This window comes from Streptomyces sp. NPDC001443 (genome assembly GCF_053597355.1).
Genome location: NZ_JBSFIA010000004.1, coordinates 168,099 through 185,375, shown reverse-complemented (window position 1 = coordinate 185,375; position 17,277 = coordinate 168,099). Strand labels below are relative to the sequence as shown.

15 protein-coding genes are annotated in these 17,277 nt (G+C 73.0%); 4 read left to right on the top strand and 11 right to left on the bottom strand.

Translation table 11 applies throughout. The annotated features are described in order from the left end of the window. The first annotated feature begins 32 nt into the window (after nt 1–32). On the top strand, nt 33–434 hold the full coding sequence (locus ACWC24_RS07490) for a winged helix-turn-helix transcriptional regulator (protein WP_450661875.1): 402 nt from the start codon (nt 33–35) through the stop codon (nt 432–434). Here the strand turns inward: ACWC24_RS07490 and mutM are convergent. The 8 genes from mutM to recG form a co-directional block, all read right to left on the bottom strand. Then, complete coding sequence (gene mutM / locus ACWC24_RS07485; RefSeq protein ID WP_450661874.1) at nt 407–1,267, bottom strand: bifunctional DNA-formamidopyrimidine glycosylase/DNA-(apurinic or apyrimidinic site) lyase; 861 nt, start codon at nt 1,265–1,267, stop codon at nt 407–409. The genes ACWC24_RS07490 and mutM overlap by 28 nt on opposite strands. Before the next feature lie 75 nt (nt 1,268–1,342). Then, nucleotides 1,343–2,158, bottom strand: coding sequence for a ribonuclease III (gene rnc, locus ACWC24_RS07480; protein WP_450661873.1), 816 nt, complete (start codon nt 2,156–2,158; stop codon nt 1,343–1,345). Between the two features lie 19 nt (nt 2,159–2,177). Then, a complete protein-coding gene (gene rpmF, locus ACWC24_RS07475) occupies nt 2,178–2,351 on the bottom strand; it encodes a 50S ribosomal protein L32 (RefSeq protein ID WP_003951102.1) in 174 nt (57 codons plus the stop codon). Nucleotides 2,352–2,353: 2 nt separating this feature from the next. Next, nucleotides 2,354–3,007 (bottom strand): YceD family protein, encoded by a 654-nt coding sequence (locus ACWC24_RS07470; RefSeq protein WP_450661872.1) that lies wholly within the window; start codon nt 3,005–3,007, stop codon nt 2,354–2,356. Nucleotides 3,008–3,172: 165 nt separating this feature from the next. Continuing rightward, entirely contained in the window at nt 3,173–4,264 is a 1,092-nt protein-coding gene (locus ACWC24_RS07465; RefSeq protein WP_450661871.1) for a cell division initiation protein, read from the bottom strand. A gap of 132 nt (nt 4,265–4,396) precedes the next feature. Beyond that, nucleotides 4,397–4,876 (bottom strand): pantetheine-phosphate adenylyltransferase, encoded by a 480-nt coding sequence (coaD, locus tag ACWC24_RS07460; protein ID WP_238427246.1) that lies wholly within the window; start codon nt 4,874–4,876, stop codon nt 4,397–4,399. Nucleotides 4,877–4,902: 26 nt separating this feature from the next. After that, nucleotides 4,903–5,490 carry a 16S rRNA (guanine(966)-N(2))-methyltransferase RsmD gene (rsmD, locus tag ACWC24_RS07455; RefSeq protein ID WP_450661870.1) on the bottom strand — a complete coding sequence of 196 codons (588 nt, stop codon included), beginning with the start codon at nt 5,488–5,490 and terminating at the stop codon, nt 4,903–4,905. 151 nt (nt 5,491–5,641) lie between these two features. Then, the gene (gene recG / locus ACWC24_RS07450) at nt 5,642–7,858 is read right to left on the bottom strand and encodes an ATP-dependent DNA helicase RecG (protein ID WP_450661869.1); all 2,217 of its coding nucleotides are present in this window, start codon (nt 7,856–7,858) and stop codon (nt 5,642–5,644) included. A gap of 168 nt (nt 7,859–8,026) precedes the next feature. On the opposite strand from recG, the gene ACWC24_RS07445 reads away from it, so the two are divergent. Further along, nucleotides 8,027–9,856: an HSP90 family protein gene (locus tag ACWC24_RS07445; protein ID WP_450661868.1), complete on the top strand. Its 1,830-nt coding sequence runs from the start codon at nt 8,027–8,029 to the stop codon at nt 9,854–9,856. Further along, nucleotides 9,853–12,882 carry a tetratricopeptide repeat protein gene (locus ACWC24_RS07440; RefSeq protein WP_450661867.1) on the top strand — a complete coding sequence of 1,010 codons (3,030 nt, stop codon included), beginning with the start codon at nt 9,853–9,855 and terminating at the stop codon, nt 12,880–12,882. Before ACWC24_RS07445 ends, ACWC24_RS07440 begins: the two co-directional genes overlap by 4 nt. A gap of 58 nt (nt 12,883–12,940) precedes the next feature. Here the strand turns inward: ACWC24_RS07440 and ACWC24_RS07435 are convergent, their stop codons facing one another. Beyond that, a complete protein-coding gene (locus tag ACWC24_RS07435; RefSeq protein ID WP_450661866.1) occupies nt 12,941–14,731 on the bottom strand; it encodes a DAK2 domain-containing protein in 1,791 nt (596 codons plus the stop codon). Between the two features lie 351 nt (nt 14,732–15,082). Here ACWC24_RS07435 and rpmB point away from each other — a divergent pair, with 351 nt between their 5' ends. Continuing rightward, on the top strand, nt 15,083–15,268 hold the full coding sequence (rpmB, locus tag ACWC24_RS07430) for a 50S ribosomal protein L28 (protein ID WP_004924906.1): 186 nt from the start codon (nt 15,083–15,085) through the stop codon (nt 15,266–15,268). Nucleotides 15,269–15,469: 201 nt separating this feature from the next. Here rpmB and thiD read toward each other — a convergent pair whose 3' ends face one another. Further along, nucleotides 15,470–16,288, bottom strand: a complete 819-nt coding sequence (gene thiD, locus ACWC24_RS07425; RefSeq protein ID WP_450661865.1) for a bifunctional hydroxymethylpyrimidine kinase/phosphomethylpyrimidine kinase — start codon at nt 16,286–16,288, stop codon at nt 15,470–15,472. After that, the gene (locus tag ACWC24_RS07420) at nt 16,285–17,250 is read right to left on the bottom strand and encodes a thiamine-phosphate kinase (RefSeq protein WP_450661864.1); all 966 of its coding nucleotides are present in this window, start codon (nt 17,248–17,250) and stop codon (nt 16,285–16,287) included. The genes thiD and ACWC24_RS07420 overlap by 4 nt, the downstream gene beginning before the upstream one ends. Between the last annotated feature and the right edge of the window lie 27 nt (nt 17,251–17,277).

Sequence of the window (17,277 nt, the reverse complement as noted above, 5' to 3'; positions counted from 1 at the left end):
TCGTCAGCGCTGAGCCCGCGTAAGCTTCGGATATGACCAGCACGCAGGAGAGCGCGGAGGACCTGCACCTCCCGTATGACGTGTTCGCCAAGGCGTGCCCCTCGCGCGGCACGCTGGAACACGTCACGGGACGCTGGGGCGGGCTCACGCTCGGCGCGCTGAGCGAGGGCTCGCTGCGGTTCAACGAGCTGCGCCGCCGGGTGGACGGCGTGAGCGAGAAGATGCTCTCCCAGACGCTGCACGCGCTGGAGCGCGACGGCCTGGTGCTGCGCGAGGCACAGCCGACCAACCCGCCGCGGGTGGACTACGAGCTGACGCCGCTGGGCCACGAGGTCGCCCAGCGGCTGCTGGCGCTCATCCGGGTCCTGGAGGGCGGCATGGACGACGTACTGGCGGCGCGGGAGCGCTACGACGAGACGCGCGGCGCCCGCTGACACGTCGGGCAGAAGTAGCTGGAGCGGTTCATCCAGGGGCGGCGGCGCATCGGCGTGCCGCACCGTCGGCAGGGCAGGCCCTCGCGGCCGTACGCGTCCAGCGACCGGTCGAAGTAGCCCGACTCCCCGTTGACGTTGACGTACAGGCTGTCGAAGCTGGTGCCGCCGACCGCGAGCGCGGAGTTCATCACGTCCCTGACGTGACCCAGGAGTTCGGCGGTGCGCGGGCGGGTGAAGCCAGCGGTGGGACGCTCGTAGTGGATGCGGGCGCGCCACAGCGCCTCGTCGGCGTAGATGTTGCCGACGCCGCTGATCAGCGACTGGTCGAGCAGGGCCCGTTTGATGGTGGTGCGCTTGCGGCGCAGGGCCTGGTGGAAGGCCTCGTCGTCGAACAGCGGATCGAGGGGGTCGCGGGCGATGTGCGCGATGACGTCGGGCAGCCCGTCGGGCGTGGTGTCGTGCAGCGACAGACCGCCGAAGGTGCGCTGGTCGACGAAGCGCAGTTCGGTGCCCTGGACGTCGGTGAAGCGGACCCGGATGCGCAGGTGCTTCTCGTCCGGCGCCTCGTGCGGCTGGACCAGGAGCTGACCGCTCATGCCGAGGTGGGCCAGCACTGCCTGGTCGGTGTCCTCCAGCGGCAGCCAGAGGTACTTGCCGCGGCGGCTGGGCACACCGATCCGGTGGCCCTTGAGGCGGTGGGTGAAGTCGTCGGCACCGGCCGGGTGACGGCGGACCGCGCGGGGGTGCAGCACCTCGGCGTCGGCGACCGTGCGGTGGGCGACCCACCGCTCCAGGCCGCGCCGTACGACCTCGACCTCGGGCAACTCGGGCATGGGACCCCCGTGACAACCGGTGGATGGACCGAGCGCCCGCCCCGGCAGGGACGGGCGCTCGGTCGCGCTGTTCGGTCAGGCGGATGCCGACTCGGGGCCGGCTTCGACGATCGCGGTGGCTTCCGCGGCCGCCTGCTTGGCTCGCTCGTCCGCCGCGGCCCGGATGGACCGCCAGGCGGACTCGGCGGCCTGCTGCTCCGCCTCCTTCTTGCTGCGGCCGGTGCCGGTGCCGTACGAGACGCCTCCGACGCGGGCGGCAGCAGTGAAGGTCTTCTCGTGGTCGGGGCCGGTCTCCGTGACCAGGTACTCGGGCACGCCGAGTCCTTCGGTCGCGGTGAGCTCCTGCAGGCTGGTCTTCCAGTCCAGGCCGGCACCGAGGTTCGAGGACTTCTCGATCAGCGGGTCGAACAGGCGGTGCACCAGTTCGGAGGCCGCGTCGAGGCCCTGATCGAGATAGACCGCGCCGATCACCGCTTCCAGCGTGTCGGCGAGGATGGAGGCCTTGTCCCGGCCGCCCGTGCCCTCTTCACCACGGCCGAGCCGGATGAAGGAACCCAGGTCGAGGCCACGGCCGACCTCCGCCAGTGCGCGCGAGTTGACCACCGCGGCCCGCAGCTTGGCCAGCTGGCCTTCGGGCAGGTCGGGGTGGGTGTTGTACAGCGTGTCGGTGACGACGAGACCGAGCACCGAGTCCCCGAGGAACTCCAGCCGCTCGTTCGTCGGCAGACCGCCGTTCTCGTACGCGTACGAGCGGTGGGTCAGCGCACGCACCAGAAGGGCGGACTCGAGTTTGTACCCGAGCCGCCCTTCCAACAGCGTGTGGGACGAGGCCGCTGTGTCCGCCGGACCACCTCCGCCTGCGCGGAGGGAGTGCTTCTTGGCGTCAGACATCAGACCTCTCACCAGCCGCTCAGACCTCGAGGACCTGGCGCTTGTTGTAGGTGCCGCAAGACGGGCACGCGATGTGCTGCTGCTTGGGCTCGTGGCAGCGCTCGCACGCAACCAGGGTGGGGACCGCAGCCTTCCACTGCGACCGGCGGTGGCGCGTGTTGCTGCGCGACATCTTCCGCTTCGGAACAGCCACGGCTACTTCTCCTGCTTCTCGTCGGCGTGCGCTGAAGGAAGCGCGCCGCCGCTCATCTCGTCCTTCTCGCCGTCTCCGAGTGAACCGGCGAGTCCCTGCAATGCCGCCCATCGGATGTCGACGGCGTCATGGTGGTGGTCCGGGTCGTCCGCAAGGCGCGCACCGCACTCGGTGCACAGTCCTGGACAGTCTTCCTGGCACACCGGCTGCATCGGCAGTGCGAGCACCACCGCATCACGCAGCACGGGCTCGAGGTCGAACAAGCCGTCCTCGATGAAGAGCCTGTCCTCGTCTTCCTCGGCGTCGTCGGCCGGTTCCGCCTTGGGGCGGCCACGGTCGTCGGCGTCAGGGTACGAGAACATCTCCTGGAAGTCCGCTTCGAGCTCCAGCCCGAGCGGCTCCAGACACCTTACGCACTCCCCCTCGGCCTGTGCACGGGCGGTGCCTGTGACAAGCACCCCTTCCATGACCGACTCGAGTCGGAGTTCGAGCTCCACCGGGGCGCCTTCCGGCACTCCGATGACCTCCGCGATCCCGAGATCACGGGGGGCGTCGATCGTGCGGGTCAGGCGCTGCAGCGCGCCAGGACGCCGCCCCAGCTCGTGTGTGTCGAACACGAGCGGGTTGCGGTGGTCGAGGCGGGCGTTAGGAGCCATTCCTGCTTTCGATCTTCTCAGCTCGGAGGGACGCGGCCCTTCGGTGTCGCCGGGCAGCGCGGATCGCGGACGTACACGCGACCGAAGGGCCAGGATACTGGACCTTTCGCTCTCGGCCCAATCCGCCTCCGCGCCCCCGCCCGCCGGGGCGGTCGCCGCCCGGTCCTACAGGCCCCGCTCCTGCTCGTAGGCCCGCAGCTGGTCCGGGGTGATCATGCTGGTGTCGAAGAGGCTGGCCTCGTCGAGCGCGTACCCCTGATGGTCCTGGTGGCCCTGGTGGTCCTGGTGCGGGTCGTACCCGCCCTGCTGGGCGTCGTAGCCCTGGAAGCCGCCGTCCTGGGCGTAGCCGGAGCCCGCGGCGTAGGGGTCCGCCTGCTGGTAGCCGTACGCGTCCTGCCGGCCGTAGCCCTGCTGCTGGTAGCCCCCGTAGGGGTCCGGCTGCTGCTGGTAGTCGTACGCCGGCTGGACGGCCTGCTGGTCGTACTGCGGCTGGACGGGCTGCTGCGCGGCGGGCCGCTGCCGCGGCTCGGCCGGGGCGTCCGCGAGGGCGGCCAGGTCGGCGAGGTAGTCGGCGTCGCTGGAGTGCTGGAAGGTCGTGGTGTCGTCGGCGAGCGCGCCGAGGTCGTCGGTGGCGATCCGGCCGTGCAGCTTGGCGCGGCCCTTGCCGACGGCGTCCAGGGTCTTGGCGAGGACGGCCTCGAAGGCGCCGAGCTTGGCGTCGACGTACGCGTCGGCGTCGCGGCGCAGGGTCTCCGGGTCGTGGCTGCGCTCGGGGGCGTCCTCGTCCTCGTAGCCCTGCTCGTCCAGGCCCGGTCCGGTGCCGAGGAGCTTCTCGCGGCCCCGGCCGACGGAGCCGAGCGTCTTGGTGAGGACGACCTCGAAGTTGGCGAGCTTGGAGTCGACGTAGTCGTCGGCCTCGACGCGGACCTCCTCGGCCTCCTTGTGCGCCTCGGCGAGGATCCGGTCGGCCTCGGCCTGGGAGCGGCGGGCGATCTCGGTGTCGGAGATCAGCGAACCGCGCTCGGCGTGCGCCGTCGAGATGATCCGGTCGGCCTCCTGGCGGGCCTGCTCCACCATGTGCTCGCGGTCGCCGATCAGCTCCTGCGCCTGCGCGAGGGAGCCGGGCAGCGCCTCGCGCAACTCCTCGAGCAGGGAGAGCAGCTCGGCACGGTTGACCACGCACGAGGCCGACATCGGCATCGAGCGGGCGCTGGAGACCGTCGAGACGACCTCTTCGAGCTTCTTCTGCACGTCCATCGTGTGCTCGCCACTCTCTACAGCTGTGTTGGAGACGGACGGGACGACTGTACGTCCATGGGGCGCGCGGCCGACACCGGGTGACGGGCTGTCAGCCCCGGCGGGGGTTCCGCGCGCGCCCGGGGAGTCGGGTCAGCCCTGTCCCAGACGCTGCGTGAGCGCCTCGAAGACCGCGGGCGGGACCAGGTGCGAGACGTCGCCGCCCCAGGTCGCGACCTCCTTGACCAGGGAGGACGACAGGAAGCTGTAGGTGGGGTTGGTGGGGACGAAGAGGGTCTCGACGCCCGAGAGCCCGATGTTCATCTGGGCCATCTGCAGCTCGTAGTCGAAGTCGCTGACGGCGCGCAGCCCCTTGACGATCGCGGGGATGTCTCGCTGCTTGCAGAAGTCGACGAGGAGGCCGTGGAAGGCCTCGACCCGGACGTTGGCGTAGTCGGCGGTGACCTCGCGGATCAGGTCGATCCGCTCGTCGATCTCGAACAGGCCCTTCTTGGACTTGTTGATCATGACCGCGACGTAGACCTCGTCGTACAGACGGGAGGCGCGGCCAATGATGTCTAGGTGTCCGTTGGTGATGGGGTCGAACGACCCGGGACAGACGGCGCGGCGCAACTGGGTTCCCTCGCTCTCCGGTCCGGTCATCGTGCGTCTTCGCACGTAGAGGCGGCGCGACCGTACCAAAACGTGCCTTCGCCGTAACGACGGGCCCGGAGCGCTTCGAAGCCGTCCGGCCACCGGAATTCCCCGCCTCGGGTGCTGCGCTCCACGGTGACGAGGGCTTCCGGCGCGAGCCAGCCTTCCGCGCGGAGTGTGAGCAGGATCTCGCGTAGATCGTCGTCGGAGACGGCGTACGGGGGGTCCAGGAAGACGATGTCGTACGGCTCCCCCGGCGGCGGCGACTTGACGATCTGCTCCGCTTTGCCCGCTCTGACCTCGGCGCCGGGCAGCCCGAGGCTCTTGACGTTCTCGCGGACCGTACGGGCCGCGCGGGCGTCGGCCTCGACGAGCAGGGTGTGGCCCGCACCCCGGGAGAGGGCCTCCAGGCCGACGGCGCCGGAACCGGCGTACAGGTCGAGGACCCGCTCGCCGTCCAGCGGGCCGCCGAGCAGGGACTCCCAGGTGGACAGCAGGCCCTCGCGCGCGCGGTCGGAGGTGGGGCGGGTGCCGGTGCCCGGCGGGACGGCGAGGCGGCGTCCGCCGGCGGCGCCGGCGATCACGCGGGTCATCTGGGGTCCTTGTCCGTCGGGGTGCGTACGGGTCCAGTCTGTCAGGCACCCGCGCGGAGCGCGGTCCGCGGACGACGTACGCGGACCGCGGCCCGGCCCGGCCCGCCGACGGCCCCCGCCGCGGTCCGACTCCGGGTTGCCCGGGGACGGGTCAGCCCTTCTCCAGGTACTGCTCCCGTTCGTCGTCGAGCAGGGCGTCCAGGGCCGTGCGCAGGCCGGGCAGGCGCTCCAGGTCGGGGTCGGCGGCGACGACCGCGACCGCCTCCTCGCGGGCCTCGGCGATGACGTCCTCGTCCTCGATGACGGCGAGCACCCGCAGACTGGAGCGGACGCCGGACTGGGCCTGGCCGAGGACGTCGCCCTCGCGGCGCTGTTCGAGGTCGATCCGGGAGAGCTCGAAGCCGTCCAGGGTGGAGGCCACCGCGTTCAGCCGCTGGCGGGCCGGGCTCGCCTCCGGCATCTCGCTGACCAGCAGACACAGCCCCGGGGCCGAGCCACGGCCGACTCGGCCGCGCAGCTGGTGCAGCTGCGAGACGCCGAACCGGTCGGCGTCCATGATCACCATGGCGGTGGCGTTCGGCACGTTCACGCCGACCTCGATCACGGTCGTGGCGACCAGGACGTCGGTGTCCCCGGCGGTGAAGCGGCGCATGACGGCGTCCTTGTCGTCCGGTGCCATCCGGCCGTGCAGCACCTCCACCGTGAGCCCCTGGAGGGGGCCGCGGGCGAGCTGCGCGGCCACGTCGAGGACGGCGAGCGGGGGCCGCTTCTCCGCCTCGTCCTCGGGGGACTTCTTCTTCTTGGCGGCCTTGGGGTCGTCCTCCTCGTCACCGATGCGCGGGCAGACGACGTACGCCTGGTGGCCGTTGCCCACCTCCTCGCGCACCCGCTCCCAGGCGCGGGCCAGGAAGTGGGGTTTCTCGGCGGCCGGGACGACATGGCTGGCGATGGGCGAGCGTCCGGCCGGGAGCTGGTCCAGGACGGAGGTCTCCAGATCGCCGAAGACGGTCATCGCGACGGTCCGCGGGATGGGCGTGGCGGTCATGACGAGCAGGTGCGGCGGCTGTTTGCCGCGGCCGCGCAGGGCGTCGCGCTGCTCGACGCCGAACCGGTGCTGCTCGTCCACGACGACCAGTCCGAGGTCGTGGAACTGGACCTTGTCCTCGATCAGCGCATGGGTGCCGATCACGATCCCGGCCTCGCCGGTGACCAGGTCGAGCAGCGCATGCCGTCTCGCGGCCGCCCCCATCGAGCCGGTGAGCAGCACCACCTTGGTGGCCCGCTCGGCGCCGCCGAGCATGCCGCCCTCGGCGAGCTCGCCCATCATCTCGGTGATCGAGCGGTGGTGCTGCTGGGCGAGCACCTCGGTGGGCGCGAGCATCGCGGCCTGCCCGCCGGCGTCGACCACGGCGAGCATGGCGCGCAGGGCGACCAGGGTCTTCCCGGAACCCACCTCACCCTGCAACAGCCGGTGCATCGGGTGGTCCGTGGCGAGGTCGTCGAAGATCTCCTCGGAGACCTTGCGCTGACCGTCGGTGAGGGTGAACGGGAGGCGGTCGTCGAAGGCGGTGAGCAGGCCGTCGTCGGCGGGTCTGCGGGGGACGGCGGGCAGCTGGGCGTCGGCGTACCGGCGGCGGGCCAGGGCCACCTGGAGGACGAAGGCCTCGTCCCACTTCAGCCGGGCGCGGGCGTCGGCGATGTCCGCCTTGGTGTGCGGACGGTGGATCTTCAGCAGGGCCTCGGGGAGGGAGACCAGACCGCGGCCCTCGCGCAGGGAGCCGGGGAGCGGGTCGAGGGCCTCCTGGGCGCTGGGCAGGACGGTCTGGACGGCCTTGCCGATCTTCCAGGACTCCAGCTTGGCGGTGGCGGGGTAGAGCGGGATGAGGGCGCCGGCCCAGGTCTCGACCGTCTCCTCGGCGCCGTCGCCGTCGCCGCGCAGCAGTTCGTAGGCCGGGTGGTTCAGTTGGAGGCGGTGGTTGAAGACGGAGACCTTGCCCGCGAACATCGCCCGGGTGCCCGGCAGCAGTTCCTTGTGGGGCTTGTGGACTCCACTGCCGAAGAAGACCAGTTGGAGTCGGCCACTGCCGTCGGTGATGGTCACCTCCAGTCGCTGGCCCTTCCCGCGGGGGGCCTTGGCGGAGGCGAACGTGAGCAGCCGGGCGTCGGCGACCTGGGCGACCACGGTGACGTGCTCGTCCATGGGGAGGTCGGCGAGCCGGGTGAGCTGGCCGCGCTCCTCGTATCTGCGCGGGTAGTGGTGCAGCAGGTCACCGACGGTGTGCAGGCCGAGGTGCTCGGCCATCACCTTCGCGGTGGCGGGGCCGAGCACCTTTTTCAGGGGTTCTTGCAGTGCGGGCACGAGATCCATTGCACACCACCCCACTGACATTGCCGTAGACGTGTCGGGAATCCGCTGGTCAGGCGGGCTGTTCGGGCTCTAGGATGACGCGCTCCGGCCATCCCCCGCGGTCACTGCCCCACCGGGACCGCCCGACCCCGCGCCATGGAGACTCCCCCAGCCCGCGGCGCTGCGACGATGGACTCCCAGACCTCACAGTCATCCCAGGCATCCCAGTCACCTCATACGTTCCAGGTCGACCTGCGTGGTCTGGTCGACCTGCTCTCCCACCACCTCTACTCCAGTCCCAAGGTCTACCTGCGCGAACTGCTCCAGAACGCGGTGGACGCGATCACCGCCCGGCGGGCCGAGCAGCCCGACGCCCCCGCCCGGGTGCGGCTGTCCGCCGAGGGCGGCGCCCTGCGCGTCGAGGACTCCGGGATCGGGCTCACCGAGGCCGACGTGCACAGCCTGCTGGCCACCATCGGCCGCAGCTCCAAGCGGGCCGACGGTCTCCAGGAGGCCCGCTCCGACTTCCTCGGCCAGTTCGGCATCGGTCTGCTGGCCTGCTTCGTGGTCGCCGAGCGGATCCGGGTGGTCAGCCGCAGCGCCCGCACCCCGCACGCCCCGCCCGTGGAGTGGACGGCGGCCGACGACGGTTCGTACACCGTGCGCACGCTGCCGGACGAGGCGCGTCCCGAGCCGGGCACCACCGTGCACCTGGTGGCGCGGGCCGGGGCCGGGGAGTGGCTCACCGAGGCGCGCGTCCTGACGCTGGCCCGGGACTTCGGGGCGCTGCTGCCGTACGACGTGCGGGTGGGCGACGAGGCGGTCACCGATCTGCCGGCGCCGTGGGACCGGCCGTACCCGTCCCCGGCGGCCCGGCGGGTGGCCCTGGCCCGGCACTGTCACGGGCTGTTCGGGTTCACCCCGCTGGACTCGGTCGACCTGGACGTGCCGCTGGCCGGGATCCGGGGGGTGGCGTACGTGCTGCCGTCGGCGGTCAGTCCGGCGCAGCGGGCCGGTCATCGCGTCCATCTCAAGGGCATGCTGCTGACCGAGCGGGGCGAGCAACTGCTGCCCGACTGGGCCTTCTTCGTGCGCTGCGTGCTGGACACGGACAGTCTGCGGCCCACGGCGTCGCGCGAGGCGCTGTACGAGGACGAGACGCTGGCCGCGGTGCGCGAGGCGCTCGGCGAGCGGATCCGGACGTGGCTGACCGGGCTGGCGGCCGGTGATCCGGAGCGGCTGGCGGCCTTCCTGTCCGTGCACCACCTGGGTGTGAAGGCACTGGCCCGGCACGACGCGGAGATGCTGCGCACGATGCTGCCGTGGCTGCCGTTCGAGACGACCGACGGACGGCTGTCGCTGGAGGAGTTCGCGCGGCGGCACCCGGTGGTCCACTTCACCCGGACCGTCGAGGAGTACCGCCAGGTCGCGCCGATCGCCTCCGCGCAGGGCGTGGGCGTGATCAACGGCGGCTACACGTACGACAGCGAACTCGTCGAGGCGCTGCCGTCGGTCCGGCCGGGCACGGTGGTCGCCGAGCTGGACGCGGACACCGTGACGGCCCACCTGGACGCCGTCGACCCGGCCGAGGAACTGGCGCTCGCGGGCTTCCTGGCGGCCGCGCGGGCGAAGCTGGACCCGCTGGGCTGCGATGTCGTGCTGCGCGCCTTCCAGCCGCTGTCCGTGCCCGCGCTGCACCTGGACGACCGGGCGGCCCGGCACGAGCAGGCGCGGGCGGCGGCCGAGGAGCAGGCCGACGACCTGTGGGCGGGCATCCTCGGTTCGCTGCGCGGCAGCGCCCCCCGGGCGAAGCTGGTGCTCAACCACCTCAACCCGCTGGTCCGGCGCATCGGTTCGCTGCGGGACGCCGAGCTGATCGGGACCGCCACGGAGTCCCTGTACGGACAGGCGCTGCTGATGGCGCAGCGCCCGCTGCGGCCCGCCGACTCGGCGTTGCTGAACCGGGCGTTCATCGGCCTGCTGGAGTGGGCCACGCATGGCGAGGAGGGCCACCGATGAGTGGGACAGCGGACTTCGACTCGCTGCGCCGGGCGATGGCGGAGAACGGCGACCAGCCGGAGGGTCCGGCCCGCAACGCGCGCGCGGAGGAGCTGCTCACCGAGGCCGAGCGGCTGAACATCCCGCTCGCGGTGATCGAGGCGCTCGGACACCAGCTGAAGGTCTACAACTACAGCTCCGAGAAGGACAAGATGTTCGTCCCGTTCGCGCGGCTGCTGCGCATGTGGGACGAACGGCCCGAGGACTTCGACGAGTACGAGACCCATTCGCTGCACTGGGTCTTCAAGTGGATGTCGGCCGGCATGCTGGACCAGCCGCACGTCCCGCTCGCCTCCGTCGAGAAGTGGCTCGACGAGATGGAGCGCCGCTACCGGCTGGCCGGACATTCCGAACGGGCGGTGCGCAGCGCGGAGTTCAGCGTGGCCGCGCATGTCGGCGATCTCGACCGGGCCGAGCGGGCGCACGCCGCCTGGCTGGCCGCCGACCGGGACCGGATGGCCGACTGCCACGCGTGCGAGCTGCACGGTCAGGGCTGGTGGGAGTCGGAGCGGGGCCGGGACGCCGAGGCGGTCCGGCTGTGGGGTCCGGTCCTGGACGGCGAGTTCTCCTGCGCCCACGAGCCGCACACCGTCCTGGCCTCCTCGCTGCTGCCCCTGCTGCGCCTGGGCCGCCTCGACGAGGCGCGCGCCAACCATCTGCGCGGCTTCCGGCTCGTGCGGTCCATGGAGAGCATGCGGGACGCGTACGCGGACCATGTGGAGTTCTGCGCGCTGACCGGCAACGAGGCGCGCGGTCTGGAACTGCTGGCGGAGCGCCCGGCGTACTTCACGGACGGCGGGCAGCCGCACAGCCGGATGGCTTTCCTGGCCGTGGTGGCCCTGCTCATGGACCGCCTCACCCTGCTCGGGCTCGGGGACCAGCAGGTGCCGGGACCGGTGGGCCGGACCTGGACGGCGGCCGCGCTGGCCGGGCACGCGCGCGAGGAGGCCCTCGCGCTGGCCGCGCGCTTCGACGCGCGCAACGGCACGTCGTACGTCGGCGACCGGGCCCGGGCCCGGATGGCGCGGCTGCCGCTGGTGGAACGGCTGCCGCTGGGGGTGCGCGGCGCCCGGCCGACGGCGGCCGGCGCGCCGGTGGTCGCCCCGGCGGCCGTCCAGCCGATGGCATCGGACCTCGGCGCGCTGCTGGCCGAGGCGCGGCGGCTGTCGGAGACGTTGCAGCCGGGCGCCGTGGAGGCGTGGGCCGCGGTCTCCCGAGCCGCCGAGGGCGTCGAACTGGACGCGCGCGACCGTGCGGAGATCGCCGATCACGAGGCGATGGACGCGGGCCCCGAGGGCGCCGAGCTGTTCGAACGCGCCGCCGTGCTGTACGCGGAGGCGGGCGACCCCGGGGAGGCGCTGGCGGCACGCGCGCGTGCGGCGTACGTACGCGCGCTGACCGGCGAGCCGGACGAGGCGGTCGCCGCGGTCGAGGAGCCGTACGACGAGGTGCTCGCGCTCTACGCGCAGGACGGCACGGGCGTACGGCAGACGGCGTCGGTGCTGATGGGCCGGGCGCGCATCCTGATGCAGCGGGTGCACGCGGGCGACGGCCCGCCGTCGGAGCAGGTCCTGGCCGCGGCCGAGTCGGCCGCGCGGGAGGTGCTGGCGCTCGTCGGCGGGCGCACGCGGGACGACGTGCGGCTCGCCTCGCGGGCCGCCGAGTCGCAGGCGATACTCGCCGAGCTGGCGGCCCTCACCGGGGACGTCGGCACGGGCGCGGAGCTGTTCGCGCGGGCCGCGGCGGAGTTCGTCGCGGCCGGGCTGCCGTGGTTCGCGGTGGAGTACGAGGCCCGGCTGGCCGCTCTGGCCCACCAGCTGGGCGACCTCGAGGAGACGGAGCGCGCGCTGCGGGCCGCACTGGAGCACGGCGGGCCGCACCTGGAGGCGGTCGGGCGGGCACAGCTGCACCTTCAGCTCGCCGAGGTCGTCGGCGGCCGGGGCCAGGCCGGGGAAGCGGCCGAGCACGCCCTGGAAGCGGCGCACTGGGCCGACGAGGCGGGTCAGGGACCGACGCTGGGCGCCTGGGCCCGGCATCTGCTCGGCGGCTTCCTGCTGCGGCAGGAGCGGTGGGCCGAGGCCGCCGAGGTGCTGGAGTCCGCGCTGCCCGACCTGAGCGCCGAGACGCACGGTGACGGCGCGATCGTCCAGACGCAGTGGTGGCTCGGCGACTGTCTGAGCGAGCTCGGCGAGCACCGGGCCGCGGCCGAACGCCGGCTCCAGGCAGCCGAGATCGCACGGCACTGGCCCGAACAGCACGATCACGCCACGCTCGCCCATCTCGCCGCCGAGAACCTGGGGCACGCGGGACTGCCCGACGAGGCGGACCGGGCGTACGCACGCGCGGGCGATCTGTGGCAGGCCCTCGGCAACGTGCACGGTCTGGTACGCGCCCTGCGCGCCCGCGCGTGGCTCGCGCTGCGCGCCGACGCGGGAGCGGACGGGACGGAAGCGGACGGGACAGGAGCGGACACGGCGGGGGCGGACCGGGCGCGGGAGCTGATGACGGACGCGCTGCACGCGTGCGAGACGGCTCTGCGGGCGGCGGACGACGAGGAGGCACGGGAGCGGCTGGTCACCGAACTCGGCCACACCCACCGGCAGTTCGGCGATCTGCTGGCCCGCTCGGTGCTGGAGGACGCCGAGGACGAGTCCATCCACGGCGTGTTCGAGGAGGCTCTGTCCCAGATGGCGGAGGCCGTCGTCGTGTTCGGTTCGCTGGGCCCCCGGGCCCTGCACAGCCGCACCGCCGCCCAGCTCGCCGCGGGCTGGCTGGAGGCCGACCTCGGCCGCCCGGCGGACGCGGCCGCACGCGCGCGTGCGGTGCTGGAGACGTACTCCCCCGACGCCGACGCCGACGCCGCCGCCGCCGACGGCCGGGCCGAGGGTGCCCTCGACGGGACTGCCGGTGAGGACGGCACGGCGCGGGCACGGTGCGCGGAGGCGGAACAACTGCTCCAGGGCCTGGACAAGCAGGCGACGAAGTAGGCCGGGAAGGGGCGGTGGGCGGTGGGGCGGTCCACCGCCCCACCGTTCGATCGTTCGCCTACTCCACGCCGATGAGCAGGAGCGATCCCTGACGGCCGCCTCGGTAGACGACCGTGTCGACGGCGAGGTAGGTCTCCCGCACCCGGGTCTGGAGGTGCTCGGCGACGGCCTCCGGTGCCTCGTCGCCGAGGACGATGGTGACGAGCTCGCCGCCCGCCTGGAGCATCCGGTCCAGCACGGTCCCGGCGATCTCCGCGACGTCCGATCCGATCACGGCCACGTCGCCCTCGACGAGACCGAGGACGTCACCCGCCTGGCAGATGCCGGCCATGGTCCAGGACTGGCGTTCGGCGACGGTCAGCTCGGCGTAACGGGTGGCGCCGGCCGCCGAGGTCATGGCGACGACGTCCTCGTCGAAGCGGCGGTCGGCCTCGTGCACGGCGAGCGCGGCGATGCCCTGGACCGCGGAGCGGGTCGGGATCAACGCCACGCGGATCCCCTCGGCCCGGGCCTGCTCCGCCGCCGCGGCCGCGGTGTGGCGCAGGTCGGCGTCGTTCGGCAGCAGGACGACCTCGCGCGCGTGGGCGCGGCGCACGGCCTCGACCAGTTCACCGCTCGCGGGCGGCTCCCCCGGGCGGGCGAGCACGGTGGTGGCCCCCGACCCGGCGTACAGCCCGGCCAGACCCTCCCCGGGCACCACGGCCACCACGGCGCGCTGGACCCGCTCCCGGGGCGGCCGTCCGGCGGCCCGGGTGTGCGCGTCGCCGACACCGAAGTGGGTGATCCGGATCCGGTGCGGCCGCCCGGCCTCGACGCCCGCCTCCACCGCGGCACCCGCGTCGTCGACGTGCACGTGGACGTTCCACAGTCCGTCGCCGCCGACCACGACGAGCGAGTCCCCGAGGGCGTCGAGCCGGTCCCGCAGCCGTGCGACGGCCGCGTCGTCGGCGTCCAGCAGGTAGATCACCTCGAAGGCGGGGCCGCCGTCCTCCGCGGCCTCGGGCCGGTCCTCACACAACGCGTCGGCGCGCTCGTCGCGCTCGTCGCCATCGACGTCCTCGGTGGCGGTGACGACAGGGGTGGAAGCGGCGGCGCCGGAGGGAGCGCGGCCGGCCGGGCCGGCCACCGGGGCCTCGCCCGTCAGCGTCTCGACCAGTGCCCCGAGCACCGCGACCAGTCCGCGCCCCCCGGCGTCGACCACTCCGGCCCGCCCGAGGACGGCCAGCTGGCCCGGGGTCGCGGCCAGCGCCGCCCGCGCCCCCTCGTAGGCCGCCCGCGCGACCGTCCCGCAGTCGTCCCCGGCGCCCTCGGCCGCGTCCGCGGCGGCGGAGGCGACCGACAGCACCGTGCCCTCGACCGGGTGGGCCACGGCGAGCCGGGCGGAGTCGGCCGCGCGCCGCAGGGCCAGCCGCAGCCCTCGCGCGTCGGCGTGAGCGACCTCGCCGTCCGCGGCGAAGACCTGTGCCATGCCGCGCAGCAGCTGCGCGACGATCGTCCCGGAGTTGCCGCGCGCCCCGATCAGGGCCCCGTGCGCCATCGCGCGCGCGGCCTCCGCCAGGGACGGCGACGGCGCAGGTCCGGGGGCGGGGAAGACACGGGCCGCGCCGTCGTCCCCGGAGCCGGCCCCAAGTTCCACGGCCGCCGTCTCGTGCCCCATGAACACCGCCTCGACCGCCGCGACGGCCGACTCCACGGTCAGATACAGATTGGTGCCGGTGTCCCCGTCCGCGACGGGATAGACATTGATCGCGTCGATCTCCTCGCGCGCGCTTCCCAGCGCCTGCAACGCGAGACCGCACCAGGTACGCACCGCGAGAGCATCGAAGAATGTCTGCGGCACCTGCGGCACCTGCGCCTCCTTGAGCTGCTGGACTAAGGCCTGTCCGGCGGATCATGCCGCAGACGCGGGGTCCGGCACGCCCTCCCCGGAGGGGAGACCCCAGCGGCGTTGTCGTCGGTCGCCGACGTCCCCAGCCTTTGGCCGCAGCGTAGACCCAGAACCGGTGTCCGCCGGAAGAGGGCCGGGGGCGGACCCTCGGGCAGCCATGGTAGTTTCGTTGTACTGGCGCAGTCGTTGTATGCTGCTCCGGTTGCCCGATCCCATCGGGCTCTCCTCCCGGCACCGCCACTCAGATCCTCGATCCTGATCCCGGCACGCCGGGATCATCCGTAAGTGCATCTGAAGTCTTTGGAGTGACCCGTGGCTGCCAACTGCGACGTCTGCGGCAAGGGGCCGGGCTTCGGCAACAACATCTCGCACTCGCACCGCCGTACGCCGCGCCGCTGGAACCCCAACATCCAGCGCGTGCGTACCGTGGTGGGCGGGACGCCGAAGCGCGTGAACGCTTGCACCTCGTGCATCAAGGCCGGCAAGGTCTCGCGCTGACGCTCATCCCCCATATCCCGGCTTCGTTCGGGACGGGGGGAACCCCATCATGCGCGGCCACTGCTGGTTCGCCGTGAAAAGCCGGTCTACTCTCGGGTAGGTCGGCTTTTTGCCATGTCCGGGCCGATGCGTCAATCCCATGCCCCGGGCCCGTGTACCGAACCCATGACCGAACCCCCGTCCGACACATGGACCCGGCCGTCAGGCTCGCGGTGGTCCGGCGGGCCGGGTCGCGAGGTTCCACCGGTGGTCGACCGGGCCGAGACCCGCGCCGAGCGCGAACCCGCCCGCGATCGCCCCGGTCACGTACTCCTTGGCGTCCGTCACCGCCTCCGGCACGGAACGCCCCTTCGCCAGCTGTGCCGCGATCGCGGACGCGAGGGTGCACCCGGTGCCGTGCGTGTGCCGGTTGTCGTGGCGGGCGGCGCGCAACCAGTGCTCCTCGGTGCCGTCGGTGAGCAGGTCGACCGCCTCCCCGTCGGCGAGGTGACCGCCCTTGATCACCACCCAGCGCGGCCCGTACGCCAGGACGGCCTCCGCCGCCGTACGCATCCGCCCCTCCGACCCGACCCGGACACCGGTGAGTTGCGCCACCTCGTCGAGGTTCGGGGTGGCGACCGTGGCGACCGGCAGCAGCTTCGTACGTACGGAGTCCAGGGCGGCGGCCGCCAGCAGCGGATCGCCGTGCTTGGAGACGCCCACCGGGTCGACGACCACCGGCGCGTCCGTGCCGGCGAGCAACTCGGCGACCGTCTCGACGAGTTCGGCGGTGGCCAGCATCCCGGTCTTCACCGCCTGGACGCCGATGTCGTCGACGACGCTGCGGAACTGCGCGCGTACCGCCTGCGCCGGAAGCTCCCAGGCGCCCTGCACGCCCAGGGAGTTCTGCGCGGTGACCGCGGTGATCACGCTCATCCCGTGCACGCCCAGCGCGAGCATGGTCTTCAGGTCGGCCTGGATCCCCGCCCCGCCGCCGGAGTCGGAGCCCGCGACCGTGAGCACCCTCGGTGGCGCGCTCATGACTCGATGTCCCCGAAGTGGTCCCAGCCGCCCTTGTCGGTCCACGGCGCCCCGTCGACCGTCACCTGGGGCAGCGCCGACGGGTTGAGCACCTCGCCGATGACCTTCCAGCGGGCGGGCAGCTTGGTGTCCGACGGGAAGGTCGCCACGATCGCGTGGTCCTCTCCTCCGGTCAGCACCCACTGCATCGGGTCGACGCCGACGGCCTGCCCGATGTCGTTCATCTGGGTCGGGATGTCTATGGCGCCGGAACGGATGTCGATCCGCACCTTGCTGGCCTCGGCGATGTGACCGAGGTCGGCGATGAGTCCGTCGCTCACGTCGCACATGGCGGTCGCGCCGAGACCGGCGGCGGCCGGCCCCGCGTGGTACGGGGGTTCGGGGCGCCGGTGCGCCTCGACGAAGGCGCGCGGCGAGCGGAAACCGCGGGAGAGCACCGCGTATCCGGCGGCGGACCAGCCGAGCCAGCCGGTGACCGCGACGAGGTCGCCGGGCTGCGCGCCCGCGCGTGTCACCGGCTCCTGGTTGCGCAGATCGCCGAGCGCCGTGATCGACACCATGATCGTGTCACCGCGTACGACGTCGCCGCCGACCACGGAGGCACCCGCGACCTGGCACTCGTCGCGCAGCCCGTCCATCAGCTCGGTCGGCCAGGTGACGGGGAGTTCCGCGGGGACGACCAGCCCGAGCAGCAGCGCCGTCGGCACCGCGCCCATGGCGGCGATGTCGGCGAGGTTCTGCGCGGCGGCCTTGCGGCCCACGTCGTAGGCCGTGGACCAGTCGCGACGGAAGTGCCGTCCCTCCAGGAGGATGTCGGTGCTCGCCACGACCCTGCGGTCGGGGGCGGCGACCACGGCGGCGTCGTCGCCGGGGCCGACCCGGACCGCCGGTGTGGTGGTGAGACGGGAGGTGAGCTCCCTGATGAGCCCGAACTCCCCTAGCTCACCGACAGTGCCCTTCATTGCCCTTGCTCCCCTTCCGGCCCTGTC